Source organism: Thermoflavifilum thermophilum (assembly GCF_900116565.1).
Classification (GTDB): domain Bacteria; phylum Bacteroidota; class Bacteroidia; order Chitinophagales; family Chitinophagaceae; genus Thermoflavifilum; species Thermoflavifilum thermophilum.
In genome coordinates, this window is record NZ_FPCJ01000001.1 from 953012 (window position 1) to 969187 (window position 16176).

General features: G+C 47.6%; 14 protein-coding genes. 8 read left to right on the forward strand and 6 right to left on the reverse strand.

Going from position 1 to position 16176, the window contains the following annotated elements; translation table 11 throughout:
• Positions 1-4 precede the first annotated feature (4 nt).
• The 4 genes from BM367_RS04170 to rlmD form a co-directional block, all read right to left on the reverse strand.
• Positions 5-1147, reverse strand: a complete 1143-nt coding sequence (locus BM367_RS04170; RefSeq protein ID WP_092458144.1) for an endonuclease/exonuclease/phosphatase family protein — start codon at positions 1145-1147, stop codon at positions 5-7.
• A 7-nt stretch (positions 1148-1154) separates the two neighbouring features.
• Positions 1155-2105: a rhomboid family intramembrane serine protease gene (locus BM367_RS04175; RefSeq protein ID WP_092458148.1), complete on the reverse strand. Its 951-nt coding sequence runs from the start codon at positions 2103-2105 to the stop codon at positions 1155-1157.
• 92 nt (positions 2106-2197) lie between these two features.
• The gene (locus BM367_RS04180) at positions 2198-2947 is read right to left on the reverse strand and encodes a rhomboid family intramembrane serine protease (protein WP_092458151.1); all 750 of its coding nucleotides are present in this window, start codon (positions 2945-2947) and stop codon (positions 2198-2200) included.
• Positions 2948-2983: 36 nt separating this feature from the next.
• Entirely contained in the window at positions 2984-4408 is a 1425-nt protein-coding gene (gene rlmD / locus BM367_RS04185; RefSeq protein ID WP_092460907.1) for a 23S rRNA (uracil(1939)-C(5))-methyltransferase RlmD, read from the reverse strand.
• Positions 4409-4567: 159 nt separating this feature from the next.
• Between rlmD and BM367_RS04190 the strand changes: the two genes are divergently transcribed.
• Both BM367_RS04190 and BM367_RS04195 read left to right on the forward strand, forming a co-directional pair.
• The gene (locus BM367_RS04190) at positions 4568-5980 is read left to right on the forward strand and encodes a DUF5106 domain-containing protein (RefSeq protein WP_092458154.1); all 1413 of its coding nucleotides are present in this window, start codon (positions 4568-4570) and stop codon (positions 5978-5980) included.
• A 95-nt stretch (positions 5981-6075) separates the two neighbouring features.
• Positions 6076-6777, forward strand: a complete 702-nt coding sequence (locus BM367_RS04195) for a porin family protein (RefSeq protein ID WP_092458157.1) — start codon at positions 6076-6078, stop codon at positions 6775-6777.
• 58 nt (positions 6778-6835) lie between these two features.
• Here the strand turns inward: BM367_RS04195 and metF are convergent, their stop codons facing one another.
• Positions 6836-7789, reverse strand: a complete 954-nt coding sequence (gene metF / locus BM367_RS04200) for a methylenetetrahydrofolate reductase [NAD(P)H] (protein WP_092458159.1) — start codon at positions 7787-7789, stop codon at positions 6836-6838.
• Positions 7790-7857: 68 nt separating this feature from the next.
• On the opposite strand from metF, the gene lptB reads away from it, so the two are divergent.
• The 5 genes from lptB (at position 7858) to BM367_RS04225 (ending at position 12439) form a co-directional block, all read left to right on the forward strand.
• The gene (gene lptB / locus BM367_RS04205) at positions 7858-8616 is read left to right on the forward strand and encodes an LPS export ABC transporter ATP-binding protein (RefSeq protein WP_092458161.1); all 759 of its coding nucleotides are present in this window, start codon (positions 7858-7860) and stop codon (positions 8614-8616) included.
• A 129-nt stretch (positions 8617-8745) separates the two neighbouring features.
• Positions 8746-10329: a GH3 auxin-responsive promoter family protein gene (locus BM367_RS04210; RefSeq protein WP_092458164.1), complete on the forward strand. Its 1584-nt coding sequence runs from the start codon at positions 8746-8748 to the stop codon at positions 10327-10329.
• A 21-nt stretch (positions 10330-10350) separates the two neighbouring features.
• A complete protein-coding gene (fabG, locus tag BM367_RS04215) occupies positions 10351-11106 on the forward strand; it encodes a 3-oxoacyl-[acyl-carrier-protein] reductase (RefSeq protein WP_092458167.1) in 756 nt (251 codons plus the stop codon).
• Positions 11107-11190: 84 nt separating this feature from the next.
• Positions 11191-12072, forward strand: coding sequence for a succinate--CoA ligase subunit alpha (gene sucD, locus BM367_RS04220; protein WP_092458169.1), 882 nt, complete (start codon positions 11191-11193; stop codon positions 12070-12072).
• 31 nt (positions 12073-12103) lie between these two features.
• The gene (locus BM367_RS04225; protein ID WP_245759890.1) at positions 12104-12439 is read left to right on the forward strand and encodes a tRNA-binding protein; all 336 of its coding nucleotides are present in this window, start codon (positions 12104-12106) and stop codon (positions 12437-12439) included.
• Position 12440: 1 nt separating this feature from the next.
• On the opposite strand, the gene BM367_RS04230 is transcribed toward BM367_RS04225, so the two are convergent.
• The gene (locus tag BM367_RS04230) at positions 12441-13268 is read right to left on the reverse strand and encodes a lipoprotein signal peptidase (RefSeq protein ID WP_245759891.1); all 828 of its coding nucleotides are present in this window, start codon (positions 13266-13268) and stop codon (positions 12441-12443) included.
• A gap of 86 nt (positions 13269-13354) precedes the next feature.
• Between BM367_RS04230 and carB the strand changes: the two genes are divergently transcribed.
• Positions 13355-16174: a carbamoyl-phosphate synthase large subunit gene (gene carB / locus BM367_RS04235; RefSeq protein ID WP_092458178.1), complete on the forward strand. Its 2820-nt coding sequence runs from the start codon at positions 13355-13357 to the stop codon at positions 16172-16174.
• The last annotated feature ends 2 nt before the right edge of the window (positions 16175-16176 follow it).

Sequence of the window (16176 nt, forward strand, 5' to 3'; positions counted from 1 at the left end):
GAGTTTAGGGATGAATGGGAGAATGAAGTTGCAATTCGGCCACAACAGGGTAATGGTCGGAAAGATGCACCGGTATTCGCCTGAAATGCAGAAACTGCCAGTTGGGATCGGCCAGGATATAGTCAATGCGCAAGGTGGGGGATATGCTGTAGTAGGTAGCTCCTAATCCCTGCCCGCATTTGACAAAGCCATCCTGCAATCCTTTTGCAATTGTGAAATAGGTGAATGATACCGGTGTATCATTAAAATCACCGCAGATCAGAAAGGGGTAAGGCGATTGTTGCAGTGCCTGTTTAACACGTTTGCTTTCTTCACTGCGCCGGATGAATGCACGTTTCAGTTTACTCCAGATAGGCCTTGATGCCCGCCACGCTGTATCATTGCCCTGTTTCATCTCTTCAATCTGCATCAAATCATTTTGATTCAAATAAATGGATTGCAGGTGTACGGTAAACACCCGCACCGTGTCCTGCTTGATAACCAGGTCGGCATAAATCAGGCTTTCCGCATGGGGATGCTGAATAATGGGAATTTTGCCTGCCCGGCAAATAGGCCATCGGGAAAAGATGATGACACCGGAATGGCTGGTGCTGCTTGCCCCATTGTAATCACTGCTGAAATAACGATACGGATAACCCAGGCTATCAGAGATATACGTTTTGTAATCTTTTTGCTTCAACCGCGGGTGGTCGCTGGTAAAAAACTCCTGCAGGCAAACTATATCCGGTTGCTGACTGGCAATCAATTGCAGCATGGCACGACCATATTTCCCCCGCGGATCAGGGCGATTATGATAAGGAGCAAAACTATGTACATTGTAACTGATCAATTTGATGACAGGTCTGGTGGTATCTTCAGTTGCTGATGAGAGATGCGGCAATGCTACCGTTACCCGGATGGCCTTCCAGCTTCCGATCAAAGCCAGCGTGGGCAATACAATCCATTTACTCCTCAGCAGCAAAGCAAATATCCATAGAAAGATTACAATAAGCAGCCACAACGGAAAAGTCAGCCCCAGAAAAGCCAACGGCCACCACGACCGGGGATCTGCATAGGGCGACCATGCTGCTAACAACAGCACCCCACTGCAACCCATCAGCACAAGATGAAACAATAAGGGAAACAATTTGTGCAAGGCAAAACGCATGAGCAGGCTACTGAATATCTTCCTGACTGGCTCTCTTCAGGATTTCCCTTTCTTCCCGGGTCAGGGAATGAAAACCCTGTTCATTGATCTTATCGAGAATCTCATCAATCTTTTTTTCACTTACCCGCGATACTTTTTTAAAAGGCGGTACATCAGAACGATAGAATTTACCCGTACGATAGGTTGTTGTCTTTTCTTCCTTGTGTGGACGATGGGACATCTGCTTGCGTTCCGGATCAAACCAGCCATTGACCCATACAAACATCCGTTGCATGCCGGCCGACCAGTCGTGCCCCCGCTGCAGTTGCCACATAAACAATGCGCCGAATGCAGCACCTCCTAAATGCGCAATATGTCCACCTGCATTGCCATGCGGAATACTTGCCAGATCCACCAGCACAAAAATGACCGTAACCACCCACAGAGGAATGCCTCCTGCAACCATCGGGAAAAACCGGAACCTGGGAATCAGCAAAGTAACGGCAAAGGCTATTGCCATGACGCTTGCCGAAGCTCCGAAAGCAGTGGATTGCGCAGCAATAGGCCTGAATATCGGAAAGATATGATAGCTAAGCACAAACAGGGCTCCCCCGGCCAATCCGCCATAGAGATAGATCGGAGCTACCTTCTGATAACCGGCAAAATCCTGCAACAACCGCCCAAATACCCAAAACCACAACATATTGCTGAGGATATGCCAAAAACTCAGATGCACAAACATGAAAGTGAGCAACGTCCAGGGATGCGTAACCAATCCATGCCAGGATGAAGGAAGCACCACCCAGGGCATGATCTGATCATAAAAATCTGCATAGGAAAAACCATACAGGAAATAAATAACCCGGATGAAATTGAGCAGCAAATAGACCACCAGATTGATACATATCAATTTGAAAACGATATTGTGATCCTCGCCCAGGAAAATCGTATGGCGCTGATGCTGCATCGTCGTTTTCATCCTGCACGGTTTGTTACAAATTTAATATTTCTCTGCAATTCTTTGTCGGCCCCGTTTCACTTTTCCAATCAATTTTAGCCTTTTATATTTTCTCAGTAATCGTACGGCGAGTGGTGGTTCTGGTTCCAAGCTTTCATCAGTATAAAACCCACCAGTGCCCCACCGAGATGGGCAAAATGGGCTACATTGTCGCCTGCCGAATTCTGAATACCCAAGAACAATTCGATTAAGATATAAATCGTAACAAAATATTTTGCTTTGAGCGGAAAGAAAAAGTAAATGTAAATCATGCTGTTGGGAAACATGTATCCAAAAGCCACCAGCACACCGAAAATAGCGCCTGATGCGCCTAATGTAGGTACAATCCAGATTTCCTGAATCTTATCGGGCAACATGGCGAAGGTACCGCTGATATGATGGGTGTACAGATACCACCAATTTTGCACTTGTTCTTCCGTGATACCCGTTTGCTGTAAAATCTGATGAAAGCGCCAGGTGAGCGTAAGCATATAAAAAAATGCAGCTCCAACGCCACAAATCAGGTAAAAACTCAGAAAGCGACGAGGACCCCAGATGTTTTCCAGTATGCTGCCAAACATCCACAAGGCAAACATGTTGAAGAAAATATGTTCAAAGCTGCCATGCATGAACATGTGGGTGATAAACTGATACCAGTGAAACAACGGCGAGCCCCAGTAGTGCAGGGCAAACATTTCATCAATATCCACGTGTATCACACGAGGCAAGGTAAGCTGTGCAAAAAATACCAGCGCATTGATGATAATCAGATTTTTAATAACAGGAGGTAAGATCCGAAATCCGGTTGGCCTGAATCCGTTCATATAGTTTGTTTTTCAATATCGGGCAAATGTTTGGTTTTATATACTGCTCAGTTTGACAATGTTTTCAATGTGGTGGGTATGCGGAAACATATCTACCGGCTGCACCACGTCGATGGCATAAGCTTGCTGCAGTTGTTGAAGATCTCTGGCCTGAGTAGCAGGATTGCAGCTCACATAAATCAGTACACGTGGTCTGATTTGCAAAAGCTTTGCAATAAGCCTGGCATGCATGCCGGCACGGGGAGGATCTGTAATCACTACATCAGGCCTGCCGTGTTGGGCAATGAATGCTTCATCCCAGACATCCACTACATCCCCTGCTTGTATATGAACGTGGGAAACCTCATTCAGGCGCACATTTTCCCGGGCATCCTCCACAGCTTCCGGTATCTGTTCAATACCGATAACCCGGGCAGCGCCTTCAGCCACATAAATGCCGATGGAGCCAGTACCGCAGTACAAGTCATACACGGTTTCCCGGCCGGAGAGAGCTGCCAGTTGCTTCACCTGATCGTACAATCGTTCGGCCTGATAACTGTTGGTCTGAAAAAAGGATTTGGGTCCGATTTTGAACACGTAGTTGCCCAGCCGTTCCAGCAAATAGCCGGGGCCATGCACAAGTTTGGGTTGCAGGTCATGCAGGGAATCGTTTCGCTTGGCATTTAACGTAACATACAGGGAGGAGAGTTCAGGTATCTCCTTCAATAGCATCTCACATAAGGCCTCACACAACTGCTGATCTTCGTATGCGAAGATGAGATTGGCCATCACCTCCTGTTGCTTGTTGATGCGCACAGAAAGGCCCCGCAGCCATCCTGTATGATGTTTGATATGATAAAACAATTGATATCCCAGCTTTTGCTGCTGTTGCCAGACAAATGCATGCACCCGGTTGCGAAGCCGGTTAACAGGCTCAGGCACCAGATCACAGGTTTCAATATGCAGGACCCGATCAAAACGCCGGGGCACATGGTAGCCCAGGGCTGGTGGGGGAAGTTCGCCTTTCTGAGCAGTTAGCTGCCATTCCAGCCCGGGCAGGAAGGCCCTGTCCGAAGCCGTAAATTCAGCTTTGTTGCGATACCGGATGACAGGGTTGGCAGGCAGAATAGGCCGGATAGCCGGGAATCGCAGCCGGCCGATGTGCTGAAATACCTGCTCTACCTGGCGTTGTTTGTATTGCAATTGCTGCTGATAGGGCAACATTTGCCATGTGCATCCCCCGCATACACCAAAGTGCTGGCAGAAGGGATCAACCCGATCCGGTGCATAGGTATGAAAACGAATCACCCTCGCCAGCACCCAATCTTTCCGATCCTTGACCAGCTGAACATCCACTTCATCGCCCGGCACGGCTCCGCCTTCAATGAAGATTACCTTACCGTCCAGACGAGCAAGTGCACGACCTTCTGCCGCATAATCCTGTACGGATACTCGCTCAATAATCTGATTTCTCCGGCTCAATACAACCTGGGTTTGCCACAAAAGTAAGCAAATGCCCGGCTATGCCAGGAACACCTCCTGGAGAAAATATCCGCCCGGAACCAGCTCGTTGAATAAATCTTATCTTAGCATAGGTATTCACTCAATTCCGATATATAGCTCCTGTGAAAAACTGTATGCATGAAACATTTGCTCCGCCACCTGTTGCTCTGCCTGCTTTGTACAGGATTGATTGCCGATGGGTTTGCCCAGTCACACCGCATTCGCATTCATATCCGGAACCTGAAGGATACCATTCTTTACCTCGGAAATTATTACGGAAGCAAAACCTACATCACTGATTCCACCCGCATTGATCATCAGGGAGTGGCTGTATTTGCAGGTGCAGATCTGCTGCCTCCGGGGATTTACTTTGTTCTGATGCCCGACCGGCAACATTTTTTTGAAATGCTGATGCCACCGCACAATCAGCAATTTGAGATTACGGCCGATACCGCTTATCTGAATCAGGTCGTCTTCACCCATTCACCCGACAACGAAGCCTTTGTAGCCTACAATCAATTCCTGTCACATATCCAACAGCAACTTGAAGAAAAACGGAAAACTATACACGATAGCCTGCAGCTGCAACAGTTGCAAGAAGATGTGCTGAAAAAAATCAAAGATTATCGCTTACAATGGATACACAATCATCCCGAAAGCATGCTGGCCACCCTGTTCAGGGGCATGATGGATCCTGAACCTTCACCGGAAGAGCAACGGCAAGGAGAAAAGATAGATTCACTCTTTGCCTATCACTATCTCAAAGCCCATTATTGGGATCAGCTGTCGCTCACCGATAGCATGTGGTTGCGTACACCCATCCTAGAAGGCCGGCTGAACCGGTATTTTTCGCAGCTTGTGCCTCCCCAGCCCGATTCCATCAATGCGGCAGCCGATGCCCTGCTGGAAAAAGCCCGCACCAATTTCCCTATGTACAAATTCATTCTGTGGTGGCTTACCTACACATTTGAGAATTCGCCCTACATGGGTATGGATGCAGTTTTTGTGCATCTGGTTGAAAAATATTTCATGCCACCTGCACGCACAGACTGGCTGAGTGAATCCATTCGTCAAAAGCTGATTCAGCGTGCTTATCAGCTTTCTCCCAACCTGATCGGCGAAACCGCTCCCAATCTGCTGCTGCGCGATACCCTGCAACACATTTATCAACTCGATACGATTCGTGCACCTTACCTGCTGCTGGTTTTCTGGGATCCCACCTGTGGCCATTGCATCCGTCAGGTGCCGCGTTTGGACTCTGCCTGGCGAGCCGATTGGCAACAGATGGGCGTTAAAATGATCGGCATCCTTGCTGATGGCACCCCTCAGCAGTGGAAAGATTTTATGCATCAACATCATCTCACCGGCTGGCTGCATTTGTATGACCCCGACAATAGCAGTCACTTCCGTCAGCTATATGATGTATATGAAACACCTGTAACTTACCTGTTGGATGCACAAAAAAGAATCATTGCCAAAAAGCTTGACGTAGAGGGACTTTCCGCCTTTCTGCATCATCTCCGTGAAACTGCTTCTGCATCCACTCCATGATTTTGGCACATAATTCGTTATCCAGTATTTCGATTGTTAGCTATACCCGATTGCAGGGTGATCGGAATTGATTACATCACATTAAAAACTTTTGTATGAAACACGTAAACTTGAAGCATTTCAAATTAGCAAAATCTGCTTTGCCATTGCTGATGGCATGGATGAACTTCGTTTGGTTTTCTGCTTCTGCACAACAAGCTGATCCGTTAAATACCATCAATCAACCTCCTGCAACTGCAAGCTTTGGGATTAAAGTAGGGCCTAATTTCTCAAGCGTTACCACCAAGTTGTCGGGCTCCAAAGAAACCAGCAACCTGCTTACCAGCATCAGTGGAGGTGTGTATGTAAATGTTCCATTGGCTCCAGAGTTTTATTTGCAACCTGCTTTGTTGTTTGAACAGAAAGGAGGGAAAAAAGTATATGGTAACAATTCAGATGAAATGTTTCGTTTAAATTACCTGACGCTGCCCATCAATTTTACTTTTGCACCAGCTGTGGGTACGGGCCAATGGATGGTGGGCGTGGGCCCGTATTTCGGATATGGCTTATCGGGTACCCACTCGGGTAGTTTTGCCGATTCTCTGTTTACCTTTTCCCACGATCCATTTTCGGGAGATTATGGATTAAAACGTTTTGATGCGGGTTTGAACGTGCTGATCGGCTATCAAACGGCCAATGGTATCAACTTCGGCGTACAAAGCGAACTGGGTTTGGTGAATCTGCTGAAAAATGGAGATAGTGACAACGGCTTCCGCAATACCTCGTTCCAGGTTACAATAGGTTATACGTTTAAGTAATTTTTCATTTCACCTCTGCACCTGATCGGGCCGGCGCACCTTACAGCCGGCCTGTTTTTTAAAGGATTTCTGCCAATGCTTTTTTAATGACTTCCGGTTTGCCCAGGGTGTAATAATGCAACACAGGGACCCCAAATTTGATTAACTCACGCGATTGATACACCAGCCATTCTTTGCCCACTTCTTCCACTTCTTTGTCATTTTTACATTTCATGATTTCTGTACACAATTCCGCAGGAATATCCACATGAAATACGCGAGGAAGCATGGATAGCTGCTTGCGTGATGTAATGGGCTTCAATCCGGGAATAATCGGCACATCAATTCCCTTCTCCCTGCAGCGTTTTACAAAATCATAATACTTCTGGTTATCAAAAAACATTTGTGTGACCACATAATGAGCACCTTTATCAATTTTTTGCTTGAGATAATACAGATCGGTTTCCAGGTTGGGCGCTTCATAATGTTTTTCGGGGTAGCCGGCTACGCCGATGCAAAAATTGGTTTTGACACCATCAATTAGATCTTCTTCCAGATAGATGCCGTGGTTCATATTTACCACCTGCTCGATGAGTTCTACGGCATAGCGGTGCCCGCCGGGTTCCGGTTCAAAATAAGCTTCATTTTTCGGAGGGTCGCCCCGCAGCAACAGTACATTATCAATGCCCAGAAAATTCAGGTCAATCAGTGCATTTTCTGTTTCTTCCTTCGTGAAACCGCCACAAATCAGGTGCGGTACAGCATCTACCTTGTAATGATTCATGATAGCCGCACAGATGCCTACAGTGCCGGGCCGCTTGCGAATTTCCACTTTTTCAAATGAGCCATCCGGCTTTTTTTTAAACATGAATTCGCTGCGGTGATAGGTAACATTGATATAGGCAGGGTTAAACTCCATCAGAGGGTCCAGATGCTGATAGATAGATTCAATGCTTTTGCCTTTCAAAGGCGGCAAAATTTCGAAAGAAATCAATGTTTTTTGGGCTTTTCGAATATGTTCCGTCACGTGCATGCAGGGTAATTTGAAATTTTTGCAAAGGTAGCAAGTTCGAAATTCTTATTTTTGCTTGGTTTCACCGTATGCTGCAGAAAATTTTCACCCGGAATCTGATTAAGCATTATGGCAACCGGACGGTTGTCAATGCAGTTTCCATTGACGTAACCCAGGGTGAAATTGTGGGCCTGCTGGGGCCCAACGGGGCGGGTAAAACCACCACTTTTTACATGGTTGTGGGACTGATTAAGCCCGATGAAGGCCAGGTATTTCTGAACGATCAGGATATCACCCGGCTACCGATGTACAAAAGAGCGCAAATGGGCATTGGCTACCTCCCGCAGGAAGCTTCCGTATTCCGCAATCTGAGCGTGGAAGACAATATCCTGGCTGTGCTGGAGATGAAAGGCCTGAGCAAAAAGGAACAAAGAGAAAAGCTGGAATCCCTGTTGGAAGAATTTCACCTGCAACATGTGCGCAAGAGCCACGGCAATGTGTTGAGCGGTGGCGAGCGCCGCCGTACGGAAATTGCGCGATCGCTGGCTGTCGATCCCAAGTTTATTTTGCTGGATGAACCTTTTGCAGGTATTGATCCTATTGCAGTCGAGGATATTCAATCCATCGTAGCCAGGCTGAAATATAAAAACATCGGCATTCTGATTACCGATCACAACGTGCAGGAAACCTTGTCAATTACCGACAGGGCCTATTTATTGTTTGAGGGAAAAATTCTGAAATCGGGTACAGCTGAAGAACTGGCGGCAGATGAACAGGTGAGAAAAGTATATTTAGGACAGAATTTTGTGTTGCGCAGAAAGGACCATCTGGCTGCTGCAAGCCGGTAGGAAGTTTCATCACATCACCCAATCATGAGCAAGTATTCTGCAATATATATTTGGCATTTGCACCATGCATCAGCTATGCACAATTTTGCTGTGCAAATGATGCAGATTGTATCCAACGCATGATGAAGTATGAAAAAATTACTAAGTCCTGCCTTATCACAAATTGCACGCCTCCGTTGGGGGCGCATTGAATATTTCATCAACAACCCCTTTGAAGTGCAGCAACAATGGCTGCAGCAACTGCTTTCTGCAGCACAATACACGGTATTTGGCCGTGAATACCGTTTTTCGCAAATCCATACCCTACAAGAATACAAACAGCAAGTACCTGTTCATGATTATGAATCATTGAAGCCCTATATTTTCCGCATCATGGAAGGCGAACAGAATGTACTGTGGAATACGCCTATCAGATGGTTTGCCAAGTCAAGCGGCACCACCAGCGATAAAAGCAAATTTATTCCCGTAAGTTCAGAAAGCCTGCAGGAATGCCATTACCGCGCAGGCAGAGACGTAATCTCCATTTACTATAAAAATTTTCCCGACTCCGATTTGCTTACCGGAAAAGGCCTGGTCATTGGCGGCAGTCATCAGGTAAACAAACTCAATGAAGCTTCCTATTACGGCGATCTCAGTGCAGTCATGCTGCAGAATATGCCGTTTTACGGTCAGCTGATTCGTACACCCGATCTTTCCATTGCTTTGATGGACGAATGGGAAGAAAAAATTAACCGGATGGCATATACCACCATTCAGGAAAATGTAACCTCCATTGCCGGCGTGCCCACCTGGACGATGGTACTGATCAAAAAAATCTTCGAGATTACCGGTACGCAAAACCTGCTGGACGTGTGGCCCAATCTGGAATTGTATATGCATGGCGGCGTGAGCTTTACACCTTATCGCAGCCAGTTTCACAAGCTTATCCCTTCCCCGCATATGCATTATCTGGAAACCTACAATGCATCGGAAGGATTTTTTGCAGCACAGGATCAATTGTGTGATGCATTGTGTACTTCATCTGATGAGGTTGATCCGGCCAATGCTTCGCCTGGTATGTTATTGTTTTTAAACCACGGCATCTATTATGAATTCATGCCTATGGAAGAACTTGGAAAAGACAATCCCCAAACCTTGAGCCTGCGCGAAGTAGAAACCGGACAATCCTATGCACTTGTAATCAGCACCAATGGCGGATTGTGGCGCTATCTGATCGGCGATACCATCGAATTTGTATCGTTACAGCCGTTCCGCATTCGGGTTACCGGGCGAACCAAATCATTTATCAACGCCTTTGGCGAAGAAGTAGTGGTGGAAAATGCTGATCGGGCAATAGCCGAAGCATGCAAACATACTGGCGCACAGGTAAGTGATTACACGGCTGCTCCTTTGTTCTTTGAACAACAATCTGTTGGCGCTCATGAATGGTTGATAGAATTTGAAATTCCGCCCGATTCTTTATCCCGTTTCACAGAAATTCTCGACCGTACATTGCAATCCATCAATTCCGATTATGAGGCCAAACGATATAAAAACATAGCCCTTCATCCACCTGTAGTCATTCCCGTTCCCAGAGGCACTTTTCATCAATGGTTAAAGCTCAAACGCAAACTGGGTGGCCAACATAAGGTGCCCCGGTTGAATAATAACAGGCAAATGATTGAAGAAATCAAATCCATTTTCCTTAAGCAAACAGATCAACACTTGTTTTAATTTGCCCAAAACTCATGCATTATGGCGTTGTTAACCAACCAGGTAGCTTTGATTACCGGCGCGAGCCGTGGCATTGGCGAGGCCATTGCACTGAAACTGGCTTCTGAAGGAGCTCACATTGCTTTCACCTATGTGAGTGAACGTTCAGCTGAAAAAGCTCAGCAACTGGTTCAACAAATTCAGCAAATGGGTGTACAGGCAAAAGCCTGGCAATCCAATGCAGCTGATTATACACAGGCTGAACAATTGGTAAATGAAGTGCTTCAGCATTTCGGTAGAATTGATATCTGTGTGAACAATGCAGGCATATCCAAAGATAATCTGCTGCTGCGGCTCACGCCCGAACAATGGGACGAAGTGCTGAATACCAATCTGAAAAGTGTGTACAACATTACCCGCCAGGTTATCAAACCCATGATGAAAGCCCGTTCCGGCAGCATCATCAACATGAGTTCTATTGTGGGCATAAAAGGCAATGCCGGACAAAGCAGCTATGCCGCTTCCAAGGCGGGTATCATCGGTTTTACCAAATCCATTGCACAGGAGCTGGGAAGCCGTCAGATCCGCTGCAACGCCGTAGCTCCCGGCTTTATCGAAACCGATATGACAGCCTATCTACATGAGGGCGGACAGGGTGAGAATTATCTGAAAAATATCCCCCTCGGCCGCTTCGGAAAAGCCGAAGATGTAGCTAATGTGGTATTGTTTCTCGCTTCACCGCTCAGCAGTTATGTGACCGGGCAGGTAATCAGCGTATGCGGTGGATTGCTGATGTAACATAATCCCGGGATGTAAATTTATCCGGCATTAAGCCTTACTTTTGCAGGTAGAATTGATCATTCCGCTGACTAAATCTTCATCATGAGCGTACTGGTTAACAAACAAAGCAGAGTTATTGTACAAGGTTTCACCGGCACAGAAGGCACTTTTCACGCCACACAAATGATTGAATACGGAACACAGGTAGTAGGAGGTGTTACCCCCGGAAAAGGCGGTAAAATGCACCTGGATCGTCCGGTATTTAATACGGTGGAAGAAGCTGTGAAAGCCACCCAGGCAAATGTATCTATCATCTTCGTTCCGCCTGCCTTTGCTGCAGATGCTATTCTGGAAGCCGCATTTGCGGGTATTCCGCTGGTAGTATGTATTACCGAAGGCATTCCGGTGCAAGATATGGTGAAGGTAAAACACATGCTCAAGAGCACTTCCACCCGGCTAATCGGGCCCAATTGCCCGGGCGTGATTTCATCGGAAGAAGCCAAAGTAGGTATCATGCCAGGTTTTGTGTTCAAAAAAGGTCCTGTTGGCATTGTATCCCGTTCCGGCACATTGACCTACGAAGCTGCCGATCAGGTGGTAAAAGCCGGCCTGGGCATCAGCACAGCCATTGGCATTGGCGGCGATCCTATCATTGGCACCTCTACCCTGGAAGCCATTCAGCTGTTTATGGATGATGAAGAAACAAGGGCCATTGTGATGATTGGCGAGATCGGAGGCAGCATGGAAGCTGAAGCAGCTCGCTGGGCCAAAACATATGCTACCAAACCCATCATCGGATTCATAGCCGGTCAAACGGCACCTCCCGGCCGCCGCATGGGCCATGCCGGCGCCATCGTGGGCGGATCAGAAGATACCGCCGCAGCCAAAATGGCTATCATGCGCGAATGTGGGATCCACGTGGTGGAAAGTCCGGCCGATATTGGCAAAACTGTGGCTCAAGTTTTGTCTGTACACGCTTCGTGATTAAGTTCCCTGAACAATGGAAAACAACCTTTTGCCACAAGCAACGTGGGACGACTTTGCCAGGCTGGATATTCGCGTAGGCACCATCTTAAAGGTTCAGCCTTTTCCTGAAGCGCGCAAGCCAGCCTATCAGCTCTGGATTGACTTTGGTCCCATCGGCATCAAATCATCTTCTGCACAGATTACCCGCCTGTATCACCCCGAAACCCTTATCGGCAGGCAGGTAATAGCCGTGGTGAATTTCCCGCCGAAACAAATTGCTCATTTTAAAAGTGAATGCCTTGTATTGGGCGTGATGGCCGAAAATCAAGAAGTGATTTTGCTTCAGCCCGACCGACCCGTAGCCAACGGATTGCGCATCGGATAAATTATCCACCCACAGACTGATTTTCAGACGAAGACAAAGAATGCTGCTCAGCGGGCTCGGCATTTGCAGGTGACGAGGCAACCGGCTTATGCAGCCAACGTTTCTGGAATAACAAAATAGCGATCACACCCACGGAAATGGAGGCATCGGAAATATTGAATACCGGTTGAAAAAAAATGAAATATTCTCCTCCCTTGAAAGGAATCCATCGAGGTAAAAAACCTTCATAAATCGGGAAATAAAGCATATCCACCACCTTGCCGTGGAGAAATCCGGCATATCCTCCGCCTTTGGGAAACAAATGAGCTACCACCCCATAATCACTTTCAGAAAATATCAATCCATAAAACATGCTATCCAGCAGGTTGCCAATAGCTCCCGCCAGAATCAGCGCCCCGCATATCACCAGGCCCTTGGGATAACCTTCCCGGATAATGCGATGCAATACGAAAAAACCAAAAATCACCGCTGCCAGCCGAAACAGGCTCAGCATCAGCTTGCCAGAAGGGCCGCCAAACTGCAGACCATAAGCCATGCCCTCATTTTCAATGAAATGAATCCGAAACCAATGACCAATGACGGGAAATTCATCACCCAGCGCCATGTGGGTCTTCACCCAGATTTTCAAGGTCTGATCGGCAACCAGAATCAACGCAATCAGGAGGTAGGCATATTTCTTTTTCAAAGCAAACCTTTTTGCAAAGGTAAGATCCAGGAGCTTTCCCCATGCACCATACTTATCGTTTGCCAGAATTTCGCATCCATCCATGCTCCCATTGGGGTCGAAGATTCCATTTTTGAAAACCATTCGGACTGCATATCTTTGCACGATTTTTTGGAAAAATTGAACAATCTCCAATTAATCTCTGGTTCTTTTTAAATATTTCCTGAATTCTTAATGCTGGTCTGAAAGCAATGCCAAAAGACACTTCCATCCGTTCTGTACTGATCATTGGTTCCGGTCCTATTATTATTGGCCAGGCTTGCGAATTTGACTACAGCGGTTCCCAGGCTGCACGGTCGCTGCGCGAAGAGGGTATCCGGGTGATTCTCATCAATTCCAATCCGGCTACCATTATGACTGACCCCATGATGGCCGATCGTGTGTACCTGTTGCCGCTTACGGTAGAAAGCCTGGAACAAATTCTTCAGGAAAATGAAATTGATGCCGTACTACCAACCATGGGTGGCCAGACGGCCCTGAACCTGGCCAAGGAGGCCGACGAGCTGGGTATATGGGAAAAATATGGTGTACGCCTGATTGGCGTGGATATCAAAGCCATCAACAAAGCCGAAGACCGGGAGGAATTTCGTCGGTTTATGACTGAAATCGGCGTCCCGGTGGCTCCTTCGCGGATAGCCAATTCGTTTCTGGAAGGAAAAGAATTTGCCCAGGAGATTGGATTTCCATTGGTGATTCGTCCTTCCTATACCCTGGGGGGCACGGGCGGCAGCTTTGTGCATAGCAAGGAGGAACTCGACGAAGCCCTGCAGCGCGGATTGGAGGCTTCTCCCATTCATGAAGTGCTGGTGGAAAAAGCCGTGCTGGGCTGGAAAGAGTTCGAGCTGGAATTGCTGCGCGATGCGGCCGATAACGTAGTAATCATCTGTACGGTGGAAAACATGGACCCCATGGGCATCCACACGGGCGATTCGATTACGGTGGCACCGGCCATGACCCTGAGCGATACGGCCTACCAGCTCATGCGCAACACGGCCATCAAAATGATGCGCAGCATGGGCAATTTTGCCGGCGGATGCAATGTGCAATTTGCCCTGAATCCCCAAACCGAAGAAATCATAGCCATCGAAATCAACCCCCGCGTGAGCCGCTCCTCGGCTCTGGCATCCAAAGCCACCGGCTATCCGATTGCCAAAATCGCCGCTAAATTGGCTATCGGTTACCGGCTCGATGAACTGAAAAACCAGATTACCGGCAACACTTCCGCCTACTTTGAACCGGCACTGGATTACGTAATCGTGAAAATGCCTCGCTGGAATTTCGACAAATTCAAAGGAGCCGATGATACGCTCGGCCTGCAGATGAAGTCCGTCGGCGAGGTGATGGCCATCGGCCGCACTTTCCCCGAAGCCCTCCAGAAAGCCTGTCAGGGCCTGGAAAACGAAGCTATTGGCCTCGGTTTTTATAGCGGAAACACCAATCTGAAGGTCGATCAACTACTGGAAAAACTCAAACGCCCTACCTGGGACCGCGTCTTCCGTATCAAAGATGCCCTCATGCTGGGGGTTTCCATCAAAACCATTCACCAGCTCACCTATATCGATCCCTGGTTCCTGCATCAAATCCAGCTTATCGTGGATATGGAAAAGAAACTTACCCATTACCATCTCCATGATATTCCGGACGAACTGTTGCGCGAAGCCAAACAGCTGGGCTTCTCCGATCGCCAACTGGCCATTTTGCTGCGCTGTGATTCGGAAGATGAGGTGTATAAAAAACGAAAAAAGCTGGGCATTACCCGAACCTATAAGATGGTCGATACCTGCTCAGCCGAATTTGAAGCCCGTACGCCTTACTATTATTCCAGTTTTGACCAGGTTAATGAAAGCATCCCATCTAAACGGAAAAAGGTACTGGTGCTGGGTTCCGGCCCCAACCGCATTGGCCAGGGCATTGAATTCGATTATTGCTGCACCCACGGGCTGCTGGCCATTCAGGAATGCGGCTACGAGGCCATTATGATCAACTGCAATCCGGAAACAGTTTCCACCGATTTCGATATGGCCGACAAGCTTTACTTCGAACCCGTGTTCTGGGAACATTTGCGGGAAATCATCGATCTGGAACAACCCGAGGGCGTCATTGTGCAGCTTGGCGGACAAACTGCGTTGAAACTGGCCAAAAACCTGCATGAAAAAGGTATCCACATTTTCGGTACCTCGTTTAACGATATGGATATTGCCGAAGATCGCGGACGCTTCTCCGACATGCTTAAGGAATTAGGCATCCCTTATCCAAAATACGGTACGGCCTACACAGCCGAAGAGGCTATGGCAGTAGCCAAGCAAGTAGGCTATCCCGTGCTGGTTCGCCCTTCCTATGTGCTGGGCGGGCAGCGTATGCGGATCGTAATCAATGAAGAAGAACTCGAAAAAGCCGTGGTGAGCCTGCTGAAACATTTGCCCGGCAATAAAATCCTGATTGATCATTTCCTGGATCGCTGCCAGGAGGCGGAAATCGATGCCATTTTTGACGGTGAAGAATTCCATGTCATGGGCGTCATGGAACATATTGAACCTGCAGGCATCCACAGCGGTGATAGCAATGCCGTGCTGCCACCCTTCAACCTTTCGCCGTTGGAAGTAACAACCATGGAATTCTACGCCGAAAAAATTGCCCGTGCCCTGCATATCCAGGGACTGATCAACGTCCAGTTTGCCATTAAAGACGGCGTGGTGTATGTGATCGAAGCCAACCCCCGCGCTTCTCGTACTACTCCCTTTATTGCAAAAGCTTACCAGGTTCCTTACTTGAATATAGCCACCAAAATCATTCTCGGCACGCACAAGCTGAAAGATTTCAAAATCGAAAAGAAGCTGAACGGCTATGCCATCAAAGAACCAGTGTTTTCATTCAACAAGTTCCCGGGAGTGAATCGTGAACTGGGTCCGGAAATGAAATCCACCGGCGAAGCCATCCGTTTCATCAAGGACCTTCGCGATCCCTACTTCCGCAAACTGTACAAAGAGAGAAGCATGCTGCTGAGTAAGTGAGA

Coding starts and splice junctions, on each gene's coding strand:
- sucD (WP_092458169.1), top strand. CDS start 11,191: ATGAGCGTACTGGTTAACAAACAAAGCAGAGTTATTGTACAAGGTTTC.
- BM367_RS04170 (WP_092458144.1), bottom strand. CDS start 1,147: ATGCGTTTTGCCTTGCACAAATTGTTTCCCTTATTGTTTCATCTTGTG.
- BM367_RS04175 (WP_092458148.1), bottom strand. CDS start 2,105: ATGAAAACGACGATGCAGCATCAGCGCCATACGATTTTCCTGGGCGAG.
- BM367_RS04180 (WP_092458151.1), bottom strand. CDS start 2,947: ATGAACGGATTCAGGCCAACCGGATTTCGGATCTTACCTCCTGTTATT.
- lptB (WP_092458161.1), top strand. CDS start 7,858: ATGCTGCAGAAAATTTTCACCCGGAATCTGATTAAGCATTATGGCAAC.
- carB (WP_092458178.1), top strand. CDS start 13,355: ATGCCAAAAGACACTTCCATCCGTTCTGTACTGATCATTGGTTCCGGT.
- BM367_RS04190 (WP_092458154.1), top strand. CDS start 4,568: ATGAAACATTTGCTCCGCCACCTGTTGCTCTGCCTGCTTTGTACAGGA.
- metF (WP_092458159.1), bottom strand. CDS start 7,789: ATGCACGTGACGGAACATATTCGAAAAGCCCAAAAAACATTGATTTCT.
- fabG (WP_092458167.1), top strand. CDS start 10,351: ATGGCGTTGTTAACCAACCAGGTAGCTTTGATTACCGGCGCGAGCCGT.
- BM367_RS04195 (WP_092458157.1), top strand. CDS start 6,076: ATGAAACACGTAAACTTGAAGCATTTCAAATTAGCAAAATCTGCTTTG.
- BM367_RS04210 (WP_092458164.1), top strand. CDS start 8,746: ATGAAAAAATTACTAAGTCCTGCCTTATCACAAATTGCACGCCTCCGT.